The following is a 14,329-nucleotide window of genomic DNA, read 5'->3' on the forward strand; positions in this document are numbered from 1 at the left end:
CTATGAAAAATTTCTTACTTGATTTTCAACAAAATATTTTTTCAATTGAAGCAAGATACTATTTTTGTAGTTATCCGAAGCCTGCAGTTGGTTGGGAAGATGGTATATATTATCCTAGAACAGCTTATATTGAAAAAGCTCACATTATTCAAAAAAATTTACTTGGTTTGAAATTGATTAATAAATCATGGTATGAAGTTAGTAAGGCATTATATGGGGACACTAAAACTTGTGCACATAATGTTTATGCTGAAACGCTTCACTTGGTTTTAGATCTAGATATTGCAAATTATCGGGTTTCTTTGATCCTCAGCAATGACAGCGAAGACGATAATCGAGTGGATATTATAGTTAATCATATTAACGAGAAAACTGTTTTGGTTCCTGCTAAGGGGCAAATACATGTACAATTAAATATCGCGCTATCAGTGAATACTTTTGACTTATCTATAATTAATCATGTTTGTCCACCAAGTTTAAGTCAGAGCAGAACAGCATATTTATGGTTAAACCGCTTAAGCTTGGAAAAACTACCATTAAAAAAGAAAACAGACAAATTAGGAATTTATATAGCTTCGGATTCAACCGCACAAACCTATTCCGTGGAAGAAGTACCCCAATCAGGGTGGGGTGCCGAACTATATCATCAAGTAAAAAGTAGTTTTGTAGAACTTAAACAATCTTCCTTTTACTCTCAATCAGTTCGGTATGACTGTGAAAAAGTCTTCATTGATAACCGTTCAATTGGAGCTAGATCTTCTAAAACTTTTATTTATGAAGGTAGACTAGAAGCAATTTTGCAAGATATCAGGCCGGGAGACTATTTACTCGTTCAATTCGGCGATAATGATGCTACATCTTATCGACCTGATCGGTACGTTTCACCAATTAACTTTGCTAAGTACTTGCAACAATATATTGAAGGTACTATAGCAAGAGGAGCTAAGCCCATATTGGTTTCACCGCCCGCCCAATTTAAGTATGACAAAGATAAACTTAAATTTAAACTTTGTTTTAAAGAATATCGAAAGGTGATGCAAATAATAAGTGTACAGCAACAGATACCTTTTATTGACTTGGGTAAGGAATCTACTAAACTATTAAATGATTTGGGGTTTGATGGTGCGCATGCTCTTTACTTACAAGTTAAAAAGGCTGATTTTCCAAATTTGGTTAATGATAAATATGATATAACTCATTTTCGGGATTATGGAGCCTTTACTTTGGGTAAAATCATAGCTAAACAATTATATAAATTAATAGGATCATCATATTTTACTGACCGAGAATTTAATCAAGATTTTAGAACGCTAGTAGATCACCGGTATAATTTGATCCACTTATGTTGGCCCAAGGTTAACAAGGCTGATTTTTATATTATTAAATCTTGTGATGGAGTAGAGCGATATCTGTCAACAAGCGTTAGTCCAAACGTTTGTTTCGAAGAAAAGGGATATAAAAATTTTGTGGTTATTCCATACCATGATAATAAGCCACTGCCTTATAAAGTAATCATAAAGTTGTAATATAATTGATATGAATATTTGTATGATTTATCAATAAAGAAGGATTTGTACATTTATAACACAAATACATATATATGATATTTTAGGAATAAAACTTGGTATAAAATAATTCTGATTAATGTTAGTGTCATTAGTCGAAGGAAAACCATTATGCCCCTTGTTCGGATGGAAGATTATTTCAAGAAAAGAATTAATTTAGGCTCTACAATTGGTAGAATAAAAGACGGAATATGAGAATGTGACAGTAAAACTATATAGTTTTCAATAATGATAATGAAACCATTCTTACTGATATTAAAAAGTAATGGTAGTATTTTGATTTATAGCGATTAGGGGAAATGATTACCAGTAAAAGAGAGGAACAAATTGTAGTACACAAGGGAATTGATCATACATTTATATTAAAGGAATATGATTCTTCAGCAATTTTATTGTTAATCAAGACCAAAAGAAAGTTAACGATGACTACAGATGCACAGGCTTTAGTTGTTTAATAGCAAATGATTTTGTTCATCGTGAAATTGCCCAGAATCACCTAAAATGCATGATGGCTTTACATCTAAGACTGAGTTTATACGTGATTCTACTGGTAAGGATCATATTATAAATAATGATGATTATCATGGTCAGCCTTACTAGAGACGACAATCTGGAATAAAGGCAAAGGTGGACTTAATCAACACATTTTCAAAGTAATTCCGAAAGATAACTTTTTTAACATTTTGTTTATCAAATACTGTTAAGTTATGTAATTAATTTTAAACTTAAGGCAGAAGCATAATTAATATTTACCAAATAGTAAATTTGCCTTATTTAGATAGTGGAGTCAGCCAAATACCCCATAATTAGGTAATCTAATTATGGGGTATTTGTTAAAATGCTGTTATTTAGTAAATCCTTTAAAATTATTTTTGGCAATGATCGAAAATGACATCAGCAACATGTTTGCCAGAATAAAAGACAAATCCTGCTTCTGTTCCGGGCATATTTGGTCCGTAAGTATCGCCAATTAACATTCCTGCGGCGTCATTACCTACAGCGTATAGACCGGTGATTGCTTTACCTGATTGATTTAAGACTGCGTGTTCTGGATTAGTTTTCAAGCCACCCATTGTACAGAAAGCACCAACTCCTAATTCAATGGCGTAGAAAGGTCCATTTTCAACTGGAATCATAAAGTCTATTTTTTTATTAAAGTCAATATCTTTACCATTATGAGCTAATTGATTATAACGCTTGATAGTTTTTTCTAGATTATTTAAGCCAACTTTTTGAGCTAATTCATGAATTGAATCAGCTTTGGTAAGATATGGTGCATGCTCATTAAATGCAGTCTGCATTTCTTCTTTTAAATGAGGTAGCTTGGTATCATGATAATCCCAAGTACCCATAGGCTTATATATTTTGTCTTCAGATAAATGATCAACTGTACTTTGATCTAAAATAGTAAAAATTTTATCTTGAGTAAAAAGTGCATTCCCCGCTAAGGCAAAATTATCAACTACTTCTTCATTGACAAAACGATCACCATTTTCATTAACCCAAAGCAGAGACTGCTGATCTGCTGCACCGTTCAATTCAGAATAGCGATATACATACCCTGGTTTAGTGTGATCTTTAAGATAGCCACCAAAAAGCATTGCAGTTCCCATCGCATATTTTTTTGCACCGACAGACCAAGCGAGTTTTAAACCATCACCAGTATTTTTTTCAGAATTAACAGGAATCAATTGATCGACATTGTAATGGGTCTCATTCTTGATTAATTCTTTACTGTTTAAATAGCCCCCCGTAGCTAAAATGACAGTTTTTGTTGTAACAACTTTTTCTGAATGATCATTCAAATCTTTTATAATTACGCCTTGAATATGTTTTTGATCATCTAAATTGATCTTAGTTACAGTGGTTGAGGTAATTACATCAGTTCCTTGTTTTTTAGCTTTGGGTTCTAGGACATCATGAATAACTGATTTGCCTAAACCTTTAAATAAATGCCAAGTACGGTAACCGCTACCTAGTGGTGCGACATCTAAATAATCAACGCCAAGATCTTTTAACCATTTGATTATACCAGCAGAGGCATCAATGTACTCTTTCCAGACCTGGGTATCCGCGCGATAATGCGAATAGGCCAATTCTTCAACAAGAACATCTTGTTTAGTTAATTTGACATTATGTTGTTTTTGAAGATATGAATCAACTGCAAAGGCTCCTTCGATATATTCACCACTACCACCAGTGTGCCGGCCTTTTTCGACAACTAAAACTGTTAAACCATGATGACTAGCTTCATAGGCAGCTGTAAAACCAGCTGCTCCTCCACCAACAATTACAATATCATAGTTGTTTTTTACTTCCATTTTGTTTATTCTCCTTTTTTGCTATATTATAAACGGTTACATTTATAATGTGATATAGTAATTATTGTCGGGAGTCGAATGTAGAAGTACAGGTAAAAAATGGATAGTGAACAATTAAAAGTTTTTTTAGCGGTTGTACAACAAGGTAGTTTTAAACGGGTAGCGGAGCAGAGATATGTTTCTCAACGGGCAGTTTCTCGGCAGATTTCTCGTTTAGAAAGTGAAATTGGAGTAAAACTATTTAACCGAGAAGCTAATCGTATTAGTTTAACTTCAGCGGGCAAATACTTTGCTGAAAGAGGGCAAGAATATTTAAACAATTTTGATTTAACGATATCCGAATTAAAGAATATTGCTACTTCAATTCATGATACGCTCTATATTGGTTATTTTTCTATTTTTGATGCTTTTATCATGGAACGAGAAATCGTTAATTATCAGACAACAAATCCAGACCTAAAAATAAATTTTTTCACAATAGAAGAAAGTGTTGAACATTGTTTGACTGATTTAGCGTTAAGTAGGTTAGATTGCGCTTATATCAATCAATACGGCAAATACGATATTCCCCAAGCAGATCTTTATGAATATGTTACGGTATATTCTAACGAAATGATGTTGGGAATTAGTAAACAGAACCCTTTGAGTAAGAAAAAGATTATTAATGAAACTGATCTTGTTGGACAGACCCTTTATTATTACAGTAGTGAAAGTTCTGATTTCATGAGAAAGACTTTTACAGCCACTTTATATGAAAATATTTATAATCATCAAATTATCCGAGTTTCTTCTATTGAACAGTTGATGACTAGTACTGCATTAAATCAAGGCATTGCATATATCCCGGCTGGGTTAATCGATTTGATTTTGCAACCAAATCCTGAAATTACTTACCATCATTTTCATTCAAAACAGAAGAATCAGCAGTATTCCATGCAATTAATCTATTTGAAAAATAATAAATCACGAGCTCTAAAAAGATTTGCGCAATCGATCCAAAAATTGAGTTTATAATTAAAAGATTTTAAGTTACTTAGACTCTTTGTCAAATGATATTGTTAGAGTAACTATTAGATATCTTGATGTTCTTTTCTTAACCACAGCTCTTGAATCTTCTAACTTGACACGCGCGACCAGATGACTGACTTGCGATAGTCGTAAGCTGTGCGTTTGATCAGTTTGATCTTGGTTGCTTCCTCGGGACAGCCATTTTTCTGCCTAATTTTCCAGATGTTTGAGACAATATTTCATTTATTGAATATCCTTTACTTTTAAAGCGTTATATAAATATTGTATGAATTTATGATCGTTTCCAACACCGAATCAAGATTTTATGCTATCAGTAATAATCTGTGTTTGCACTTGGCGCTCTTTCAAGTGTCAATTATAGGGGGCCCTGCTTCTTTTCAACTGATCAAAAAGTTTGAGGTAGAGTTAGGAGCATTTGAGTAGGCAGTGGCTGCGCCTAGTTTTGGGGTACATCACTTCATCACCAGAAATAAGTAAGAAGAGTTGGAAGGATAATCTTTATTTGAGAAGGAAAGTAAGGAGTATTAACGAAACATAAAAATTGTTATGTCTTAAGACATGGCTTATGAAAAGATACGTGTTTTGCTGTCACATAACCTTTAACATTATTATGTATACCAAAAAAAGTAGTCGTGAGACTACTTTTTTTGGTGTTCTAAATTTGCTTTGTTTATTTTTCAAGTAAATCAATTGTGCTCTTTTTAAAAATATTCCAGGTAGAACCACATACAAGGCCGATAATTAAACAATAAATGATGATTATTAAAGAGTTAGGGAGCTGACGCAAATAATTGATACTATGACAAAAGTCAAATATTTCTTGTCGAAATAGGTTAGCCACTAATGCCCAAAAAAATGACCAAAGCATCAAAATTCGATTAACGGCTTTTTGCTTAGGTGATCTGTTTTTATATTTTATTTGATTATTTGCTAAATGTGATTTAAATGCATTCAATTTAAGTCCCCCCTAACTAATTTGCTAATTTTAAATTAAAGATATTAAAGCACAATTAAGCGCTATAAGCAACTGCTAATTTTTGATTTGGATTAATAGCTTTGAATTTTATTAAAGGGATAGTAACGAAAAACAACTTTTCCAATTAATGCACTACGTTTAACTGGTCCAAAAAAGCGGGAATCTCTGGAAATATCACGGTGGTCGCCCATTACAAAGTAATATCCTTGAGGAACTTTATAAGTAAAATTAGTGGTAAAGGGTTCACCTGCATCATTGTCAGCTTTTTTAAAATGGTTGTTTAAGTATGGTTCTGGTAATAATCTGCCATTGATATACATTTGATCATTTTTAGAAACAATGGTATCGCCAGGAAGTCCAATAATTCGTTTTACGTAAAAGGCTTCGGGAACGTTTGGGGCAGCTTTTGGGGCACGTAGTACCACGACATCATTGTGTTTAGGTGAAAAGTTGCGCCATGTAACTAAGCGGTCATTATCTTCAAAGTTAGGTTGCATAGATGCACCCGAAACGCGATCATTTGAAATAACAAATCGTAATAGAAGGAAAAAAATTCCCAGAGTAATTGTCGTCATAACGATGACATCAAAGATAAATTTTCCCCAACTTTCTTTTTTAGTGGTTTTATTTGTATTCATAAATTATTCTCCTTTTCTTTATTATATCTCAAATTAAAGTGTATTTTAAGATCAACTAACTCAATAATTTGATTGATTTTTTGATTTTATTTAATATAATATTAATTATAGATTAATATAATCATCTGAAATAGGAGAGGATAATCATCAAAAACTTAGTTAAAAAAGCAAGAGAAAAGCGAAAATTAACCCAAGCTTCACTTGCTGAAAAAGTAGGGGTAAATGAACTGACGATAAATTCGATTGAGCAAGAGCGCTATCAACCATCAATTATTTTAGCTTATAAGTTAGCACAAATTTTTGATACTAATATTGAAACCTTATTTTGTTTGCAGGAGTACTTTGAGAATGAAGAAAAATAATCAAAAAAGGAAATTAATGTACTATTTAGAAGCATTTTTCTTTTTATTATGTTCAGTACTGAGCCTGTATGAATTAGGGCGAGATTTTTTATATAAAGTTGAGTGGATTAAACTGCTTAAAGATAGTGTATGGTTAGTCTTAGCTATCATTGTGACTATTGGTAGTTTTTTGCGTGCAAAAGATGTGGGTACCAGTGAAGATGATGATGAGCGCGATAGGTATCTAACGATGAAAGTAGATCAGCAGGCATATAGAATTACTAAGGTATTATTATTTGTGATTGGCTTTGGTCTTTTTGCTTGGGGTATGATTTTAAGTAAGAGTGTAGGATATAATGAACAAGTAATGGTTATAGTTATTATATCTGCAGTATTGGTAGGGTTATGGAATTTATTACTTTTAATTGAATTAATTTTGGGTCTATATAATTACCTACGAAAATAAGTATTATTTATGATGATTAGTAAAAGCTAATTTCTCATATACAATGAGAAATTAGCTTTTTGAGTTTTAATTTTAAATAATGATAGTAGTCAATTAATGCTGAATGCTCTAAACTGAAAAATAGATATAATGGTTAAAGTCATAGAAGAAGAGGCATAATTATGAAAAAAATTGATGGACACTTGCATTTAGTGCGTGCATTAGCTGGTTTTTCTGCTAAAGGAAGAATGACTTCTTTAGGTAACGGACAGGCGATTTGGGACGATGGAACATTTCTTAATTTAATTCCAGATGGCTGGGGTGATCATGATTTTACAGCGGAAGTAGCAATAAAAGTAATGAAAGATAATCAAGTTGAAAAAGCCGTCTTACTTCAAGGAAGTTTATACGGTTTTCAAAACTATTATTCTTACCAAGCCGTAAAGAAATATCCTGATAAATTTATAGCAGCCTTTTCCGTTGATCCATTTGCCGACAACGCAATGGAGATTGTTCATCGGCATGTTGAAGATCTAGGTTTTAGAGCAATTAAGCTTGAAATTAGTCAGGGAGGTGGTCTACATGGCTACCATCAGCCATTTCGATTAGATACTTCAGCAGAATTAGGAAAAATGTTTCATTATTTTGCTGATTATCCCGGATTTGTGATTACAGTCGATTATGGCGACTATAATCAATTTAGCTATCAGCCCGAAGCAATTGCTAATTTGGCACAACGTTATCCTCAATTAGACTTTGTTGTGTGTCATTTGTCATTTCCAAATGCCGATCATTTAAATCGTTTAGCTAATGCTTTAGTACAGTGGGCACCTTACGCTAATATCAGCACAGAAATTTCCGCAATTCAAGACATTGAAAAAGAAACTACATTTCCGTTTCCTCGATGTCAAAAAGATGTTGCACTGGCTAAAGATATTCTTGGAGCAAAGCGTATTTTCTGGGGTACTGATTCACCTTGGTCAGCCACATTTAATTCATATCATAACTTAGCAACTTGGCTGGAAGAAACGAATATCTTTACTGAGTCGGAATTAGAAGATGTTATGTACAATAATGCTAATCGAATTTATTTTAAGTCACCAAATGTGCAGGCAATGCGCAATAGTAGTGATTCCGTTTTTAAAAAAGAAGGTTAAAGAATGAATAAAGCAAAAGTGTTAGTTACGGGTATTATTCCAGAAGCTGGGTTATCTGAACTGAAACAGAATTTTGATGTCACTTATGAGCCTGAAAAAGAAACACGTAAATGGGTCTTAGCACATTTATCTGAATACGATGGCTTATTATTAATGGGAATGAAAGGTGATCGACAGCTAATTGATGCTGGTACCAAGCTCAAAATTATTACTACTAATGGAGTGGGTTTTGACCATATTGATCTTGAATATGCTAAACAAAAAAGAATTATAGTAGCAAACTGTCCCCAAAGTGTGCGCGTACCAACAGCCGAAATGACCTTTGCCCTTTTGCTAGCGACGGTGCGCCGACTTCATTTTTACGATCATGCGATTCGCTTGGGACAATGGCTTGATGTTTCTAGACAGGAAAACATGGGCATGGGCTTACAGGGAAGAATTTTAGGAGTATATGGAATGGGAAGAATTGGCTCTGAGGTAGCCAAATTTGCCCAAGTTTTTGGTATGAGGGTTATTTACAATAATCGGCACCAATTAGATTCTGCAACAGAGGCTAATTTAAATATTCAATATGTAGATTTTGAAACTTTGATTCAAATAGCAGATGTAGTTACCTTGCATGCACCAGCTACTCAAGCAACAACTGGTATTTTTAATGCACAGGTTTTTAATAAAATGAAAAATTCTGCTTATATTATTAATGCTGCACGAGGACAATTAATTAAGCAGGATGATTTGATTGCTGCTCTTAAAAATGGTGATATTGCTGGTGCTGGGCTAGATGTTTATGAATCTGAACCCAAGGTGCCACAAGCTTTGCGAGAATTAGATAATGTGGTTTTGTCTCCCCATGCTGGTACAGGAACTCTACAAGCACGTACAGCAATTGCACAGGAAGCATCACAAAATTTAATTTCTTTTTTACGTGATAAAAAACCGTTAAATCAGGTTAATAAATAATATAGTTTAAAAAATAGATTAGGTATTAGTAAAAGTAGTTATTTTATTGAAACTTGTTTCCAAAAAATATTGACTTTATGAAACATAGTGATATCATAATTTAATGTAAGCGATATCTTTTAATATGATATAAACTATATAGGAGTAATTAAAATGGCAGAGAAAAAAGAAAATAGTTTTCTTACCAAAAAAATAATTCCGCTATTTAATAGAATTTCCAGCGCTAGGCATATGGTTGCCTTGCGTGATGGAATGACTGCAGCGGTGCCAATGATTATTATTGGTTCGATATTTATGATTATTGGACAATTTCCGGCCCAAGGGTATTTAGATTTTATGGCACATATTTTTGGTCCTAACTGGGCTAATGTAGTGCAATATGTGACGAATGCTTCATTCCATATTATGGGTTTGGTTGCTGTTGCCGGTATTTCTTATAATTTGGCTAAAAGTTATCAAGGAATTGATCCTTTTTCAGCAATGATTGTGGCAATAGCAGCTTTCATTCTGACTATTCCCATGCAGGTTGGTAAAGACGGGGGCTTATTGATTCCACTGAAACAATTTGATTCGTCTGGTTTGTTCACTGCTTTATTAGTTGGGCTGTTTGTAACCGATTTATATGTTTGGTTAATGCATAAAAATCTAATCTTCAAAATGCCAGATACAGTTCCACCTGCAGTAAGTAGTTCCTTCGCAGCTTTATTCCCTGGAGCAATTTCACTATTTGTAGTTTGGTTAATTCGAATTGGTGTTGAAGCTACACCAATGAAGAGCATTCCTAACGTGATTACATTCTTCTTACAAGATCCGATGAGTAAAGTAACAAATTCTTTGGGTGGAGCAATTATCATTGAATTGATTGTATGTGTGCTGTGGTTTTTTGGTATTCATGGTGCCAATGCAATTTCTGGTGTAATTGATCCAATGATGTATTCTGCATTAGCCGCTAATGCAGCGGCTTTTAAGGCCCATGAAGCTATTCCAAATATCATTACCAAAACTTTCTTTGACAACTTTGTCAGAATTGGTGGTTGTGGTGCGACATTGGGATTTGTTATTTTAATGGCTTTCTTTGCCAAGGATAAGGAATTAAAAGCAATAGGTAAGCTCTCAATTGGACCTGCAATTTTTAATATTAATGAACCAGTTGTTTTTGGTGTACCAATCGTTTTGAATTATCAGATTATAATTCCGTTTATTTTGGCGCCGATGGCAAATATTATTACAACCTATACAGCTATGAAAATGGGTTGGGTAGCTAAAACTATTGGGATTTATCCGCCTTGGACAACTCCGCCAATTTTATCAGGAATTCTTTCAACAGGACATATTTCTGGTGGAATTATGCAATTATTTAATTTAGTAATGGACACAATTATTTACTATTTCTTTTTCAGAAGTATGGATCGAACTAAATTAAAGGCTGAACTGCAAGCAGAAAAAAGTTAAAGGGTCAACTAACTAATTATAAGAACTAAATCAGGAAATAACTATTGCGGAAAAAATATAAGCTAACTTCAACACAATTACGAATTTATAATTATATTGTAGCGAATAAGAAAGAAGTAATGGAATCAACTTTACGACAATTGGCGCATACTTTGCAAGTATCGCCTGCATCAATTGTGCGTACCCTAACTGCACTGGGATATAAGCATTATTATGACTTACAAAGTGCAATTGCATCTGAATTGAAAAGAAATAAAGTAGTTGATGATATTACTTACCAGGCGCAATATTATTTTTCTCAAGATGTTTTACCAGATTATGATCAAAAAATAGATTGTTTTAAAAAAATTGCCAAGAAGACAGCTGAGTTTATTTTCTTTGGCATTGGTACATCGGGCGATTTATGTGATTATGGCGCGCGCCAATTTGTTAATAATGGACGCAGTGCTTTTGCGATTGATGATCCTTTTTATCCCGTCAATTTAAGCCGAGACTCCTATCGAAATAAAACGGTTATAGTTTTATCAGTAAGTGGTGAAGGTCAGCCAACGATCGACCAAGTAAAAAGTTTTAGTAAGTTAGGTGCTAGGATTGTCAGTATTACTAATGAAGAGGACAATACAATCGCTCATTTGTCTGATTTAAATTTTGCTTATCATTTGGAGTACAAGATTATTGGACAAACGATTAATTTAACTACGCAGGTTCCTGTTGTATATTTACTTGAAAGATTATCACGAGCTTTATAAATTATTATGAACCAGCAGGAAAAAATACAATAAAGTGGTTAATTTATGTAAAGCTAATTGCTGAATTTACAAAATACATGTGAGTTGTAAAAGAAAAAATGATATGTTCCCCAATTTAAATAAATTTTTGGGAGAGCATATCATTTTTTGATCTCAACTTTTTTATTTTATCAATAATGCAATTGCTTCGTATGGTTTTAAATTTAAATGATCAGGTATTTGAGTTAATTTTCGGTCATAATTACTAATCAAAACTTTTGCTTGCTGATTTTGATAAGAATTAGGTAACTGGTATGATAATTCATTACCATAAAAATTATTGATTACTATTAATATTTGACTTTTATATGTTCGATAATAAGCATAAATTTGAGGATGATTTAGGTCAATCGGTTGATAATTTCCGTATGCAATGATTGGATATTCTTTTCGTAAGTGAATCAACTTTTGATAATAAGAAAAAATTTCACCGTGATTCAATTCATCCGTAACATTAATTTTATCTTGGTTTTTAGGTTTTAGCCAAGGAGTTCCTGTAGTAAAGCCGGCATTATGTGAATTATCCCAGTGCATGGGGGAACGACTATTATCACGTGATTTAGCTTGAATTATTGTGAGTGCATCATGTGAACTCAGTCCTTGATGAAGTAATTCTTGATATGCATTTTTAGTTTCAATATCGACATAGTCATCAATCGTTTGATAGTTAGGATTGATCATACCAAGTTCTTCGCCCTGATAAATGTATGGCGTTCCACGTAGTAGATGTATCACTGTCGCGAGCATTTCGGCAGATTTTTCACGAAAATGTACGGGGTCACCAAAACGACTAAGTGCCCATGGCTGATCATGATTATTCCAGAATAATGCATTCCATCCACCGCCAGAGCTCATTCCTAATTGCCATTCATTTAGTGATTTTTTTAGTTTGAGAAAGTCAAATGGAACTTTTGTCCATTTTTGTCCATTTTTGTAATCAACTTTTAAATGATGAAATGTGAAAACCATTGATAACTCATGTCGATTTTTATTTGTATATTCAACCGAGTTCGCTACATTAGTTGATGACATTTCCCCAACAGTAATTATGTTAGGATTTTGACCAAAAGTTGCTTGATTAAGTTCCTGTAAATATTGGTGAACAATTGGTTGATCAGTATACATTAGTTTGGTGTTAACATTATCAGGTGCATCGGGCAAAGTTTCACTTTTGCCAATTACATTTATGACGTCAAAGCGAAAACCTTTAACGCCTTTATTTTGCCAAAAATTGACAATTTTAAATAATTCTTTTCGGACTGCGGGATTATGCCAATTTAAATCTGCTTGAGTTTTGTCATATAAATGTAAGTAATATTTGCCAGTTTTACCAAATGGAGCCCAAGCAGGTCCACCAAATTTTGAAACCCAGTTATTAGGCAAACTACCATCAGCTTTTGGGCTCCGAATATAAAAGAAGTCCTGGTAATGCTGCTCTCCCGCTAAAGCTTTTTTAAACCATTCATGTTCGGTTGAACAATGGTTCAAAACCATGTCCAGCATCACATCAATATTATTGTCTGCTAGCTTTTTAACTAATTCTTCAAAGTCAGCCATGGTACCAAAAAGAGGGTCAATTGTGTAGTAATTGGCAATATCATATCCATTATCATTTTGTGGTGAAACAAAAAAAGGATTAAACCAAATCATATCAATATGAAGTTGTTTTAAATAAGGTATCTTTTGAATAATTCCAGGCAAGTCTCCAATTCCATCACCATTACTATCGTAGAATGATCTAGGATAAATTTGATAAATAACTTTATCTTCAAAATTCATAAAACAATTCCTCCATGCTTTGTTTTTCGACGAGCAAAGTCAACAAACTTAAACTTATCTGGACGATGTCGTGAAATCGTGTATTGAAAAAAGGATGTGTCTTTTAAATAAGTTAGGCTACGAACAACGACAACTAAATTAGTATCTTTTAGTTGTAATTCGTTAACAATTTTATTATCTGCAGCTTCAACGGTAATTTCTTTTGTGGCATAGTCAATGTTTAATCCTAGTTCCTTCTCAAAATAAGAGTAAAGAGAACCTTGGGCTTGATTTATAGAAATACTGGGGACATATTGTTTTAAAATGTAATCTTCATCAACTACGATAGGTTCATGTTTGCTGAACCGTAAACGTTTGACATAAGTAGATGAAGTAGAAGTTAACGATAATTTATTACTAATATTTAAAGGTAAATCTGCATCCATTAATGATAAAACTTTAGTTGTTGCATGCATCTGCTCTTGGACATTTAATTCATTAAAGGTAGCAATATTAGAAATTGGAAAAGCGATGCGTGTTACGTCAAGTACAACAGATCCCTTACCTTGTAATTTTTGAATTAATCCAGCAGACATTAGTTCGTCTAATGCTCGTCTAATCGTTTCACGTGAAACACAATATTTTTTTGCTAAAATCGGTTCACTTGGTAAAAAATCCCCTACATGATATTTTTTTTGCTGAATTTGCTCTGTCAAATCAGCGGAAATTTTTAAATATTTTGCTACCATCACATATATACCACCTTTTTATTTTAATAATATCATTTATGGTAAAATTTTGACTTTAACAATTAATTAAAGTATTTACAATTTAATAATAAACAATTCATTGACACTTGTCTATACAAGTCATATAATCTATTTTAGAAAGCGATATCA

14 protein-coding genes are annotated in these 14,329 nt (G+C 33.1%); 9 read left to right on the top strand and 5 right to left on the bottom strand.

Annotated features, from left to right (window positions below; translation table 11 throughout):
* Positions 1-2 precede the first annotated feature (2 nt).
* Both ACYIAQ_RS06010 and ACYIAQ_RS06015 read left to right on the top strand, forming a co-directional pair.
* Positions 3-1,526: an SGNH/GDSL hydrolase family protein gene (locus tag ACYIAQ_RS06010; protein WP_483562895.1), complete on the top strand. Its 1,524-nt coding sequence runs from the start codon at positions 3-5 to the stop codon at positions 1,524-1,526.
* Between the two features lie 338 nt (positions 1,527-1,864).
* Entirely contained in the window at positions 1,865-2,020 is a 156-nt protein-coding gene (locus ACYIAQ_RS06015; RefSeq protein ID WP_483562896.1) for a hypothetical protein, read from the top strand.
* A gap of 411 nt (positions 2,021-2,431) precedes the next feature.
* Here the strand turns inward: ACYIAQ_RS06015 and vprA are convergent, their stop codons facing one another.
* Positions 2,432-3,886: a vinyl phenol reductase gene (gene vprA, locus ACYIAQ_RS06020; protein ID WP_483562897.1), complete on the bottom strand. Its 1,455-nt coding sequence runs from the start codon at positions 3,884-3,886 to the stop codon at positions 2,432-2,434.
* 99 nt (positions 3,887-3,985) lie between these two features.
* Here vprA and ACYIAQ_RS06025 point away from each other — a divergent pair, with 99 nt between their 5' ends.
* Positions 3,986-4,900 carry a LysR family transcriptional regulator gene (locus ACYIAQ_RS06025; RefSeq protein WP_483562898.1) on the top strand — a complete coding sequence of 305 codons (915 nt, stop codon included), beginning with the start codon at positions 3,986-3,988 and terminating at the stop codon, positions 4,898-4,900.
* A 685-nt stretch (positions 4,901-5,585) separates the two neighbouring features.
* Here the strand turns inward: ACYIAQ_RS06025 and ACYIAQ_RS06030 are convergent.
* Positions 5,586-5,870, bottom strand: coding sequence for a hypothetical protein (locus ACYIAQ_RS06030; protein WP_122022452.1), 285 nt, complete (start codon positions 5,868-5,870; stop codon positions 5,586-5,588).
* Between the two features lie 92 nt (positions 5,871-5,962).
* Positions 5,963-6,529 (bottom strand): signal peptidase I, encoded by a 567-nt coding sequence (lepB, locus tag ACYIAQ_RS06035; RefSeq protein ID WP_483562899.1) that lies wholly within the window; start codon positions 6,527-6,529, stop codon positions 5,963-5,965.
* A 146-nt stretch (positions 6,530-6,675) separates the two neighbouring features.
* Here lepB and ACYIAQ_RS06040 point away from each other — a divergent pair, with 146 nt between their 5' ends.
* The 6 genes from ACYIAQ_RS06040 to ACYIAQ_RS06065 all read left to right on the top strand — a co-directional run bounded on the left by ACYIAQ_RS06040 (position 6,676) and on the right by ACYIAQ_RS06065 (position 11,633).
* Entirely contained in the window at positions 6,676-6,891 is a 216-nt protein-coding gene (locus ACYIAQ_RS06040) for a helix-turn-helix transcriptional regulator (RefSeq protein WP_483562920.1), read from the top strand.
* Positions 6,878-7,336 (top strand): hypothetical protein, encoded by a 459-nt coding sequence (locus ACYIAQ_RS06045; protein ID WP_483562900.1) that lies wholly within the window; start codon positions 6,878-6,880, stop codon positions 7,334-7,336. Before ACYIAQ_RS06040 ends, ACYIAQ_RS06045 begins: the two co-directional genes overlap by 14 nt.
* Positions 7,337-7,497: 161 nt before the next feature.
* Positions 7,498-8,472, top strand: coding sequence for an amidohydrolase family protein (locus ACYIAQ_RS06050; protein WP_483562901.1), 975 nt, complete (start codon positions 7,498-7,500; stop codon positions 8,470-8,472).
* 3 nt (positions 8,473-8,475) lie between these two features.
* Positions 8,476-9,432, top strand: coding sequence for an NAD(P)-dependent oxidoreductase (locus ACYIAQ_RS06055; protein WP_483562902.1), 957 nt, complete (start codon positions 8,476-8,478; stop codon positions 9,430-9,432).
* A 153-nt stretch (positions 9,433-9,585) separates the two neighbouring features.
* On the top strand, positions 9,586-10,884 hold the full coding sequence (locus ACYIAQ_RS06060; RefSeq protein ID WP_483562903.1) for a PTS sugar transporter subunit IIC: 1,299 nt from the start codon (positions 9,586-9,588) through the stop codon (positions 10,882-10,884).
* Between the two features lie 44 nt (positions 10,885-10,928).
* A complete protein-coding gene (locus ACYIAQ_RS06065) occupies positions 10,929-11,633 on the top strand; it encodes a MurR/RpiR family transcriptional regulator (protein WP_122017548.1) in 705 nt (234 codons plus the stop codon).
* A 162-nt stretch (positions 11,634-11,795) separates the two neighbouring features.
* Here the strand turns inward: ACYIAQ_RS06065 and treC are convergent, their stop codons facing one another.
* Positions 11,796-13,451 (bottom strand): alpha,alpha-phosphotrehalase, encoded by a 1,656-nt coding sequence (gene treC, locus ACYIAQ_RS06070; protein WP_483562904.1) that lies wholly within the window; start codon positions 13,449-13,451, stop codon positions 11,796-11,798.
* Positions 13,448-14,179, bottom strand: a complete 732-nt coding sequence (treR, locus tag ACYIAQ_RS06075) for a trehalose operon repressor (RefSeq protein ID WP_483562921.1) — start codon at positions 14,177-14,179, stop codon at positions 13,448-13,450. Before treR ends, treC begins: the two co-directional genes overlap by 4 nt.
* Positions 14,180-14,329: the final 150 nt, after the last annotated feature.

The sequence above is a fragment of the Lactobacillus sp. X-49 genome, from assembly GCF_057063645.1.

Coding starts and splice junctions, on each gene's coding strand:
- ACYIAQ_RS06010 (WP_483562895.1), top strand. CDS start 3: ATGAAAAATTTCTTACTTGATTTTCAACAAAATATTTTTTCAATTGAA.
- ACYIAQ_RS06015 (WP_483562896.1), top strand. CDS start 1,865: ATGATTACCAGTAAAAGAGAGGAACAAATTGTAGTACACAAGGGAATT.
- vprA (WP_483562897.1), bottom strand. CDS start 3,886: ATGGAAGTAAAAAACAACTATGATATTGTAATTGTTGGTGGAGGAGCA.
- ACYIAQ_RS06025 (WP_483562898.1), top strand. CDS start 3,986: ATGGATAGTGAACAATTAAAAGTTTTTTTAGCGGTTGTACAACAAGGT.
- lepB (WP_483562899.1), bottom strand. CDS start 6,529: ATGAATACAAATAAAACCACTAAAAAAGAAAGTTGGGGAAAATTTATC.
- ACYIAQ_RS06045 (WP_483562900.1), top strand. CDS start 6,878: ATGAAGAAAAATAATCAAAAAAGGAAATTAATGTACTATTTAGAAGCA.
- ACYIAQ_RS06050 (WP_483562901.1), top strand. CDS start 7,498: ATGAAAAAAATTGATGGACACTTGCATTTAGTGCGTGCATTAGCTGGT.
- ACYIAQ_RS06055 (WP_483562902.1), top strand. CDS start 8,476: ATGAATAAAGCAAAAGTGTTAGTTACGGGTATTATTCCAGAAGCTGGG.
- ACYIAQ_RS06060 (WP_483562903.1), top strand. CDS start 9,586: ATGGCAGAGAAAAAAGAAAATAGTTTTCTTACCAAAAAAATAATTCCG.
- treC (WP_483562904.1), bottom strand. CDS start 13,451: ATGAATTTTGAAGATAAAGTTATTTATCAAATTTATCCTAGATCATTC.
- treR (WP_483562921.1), bottom strand. CDS start 14,179: ATGGTAGCAAAATATTTAAAAATTTCCGCTGATTTGACAGAGCAAATT.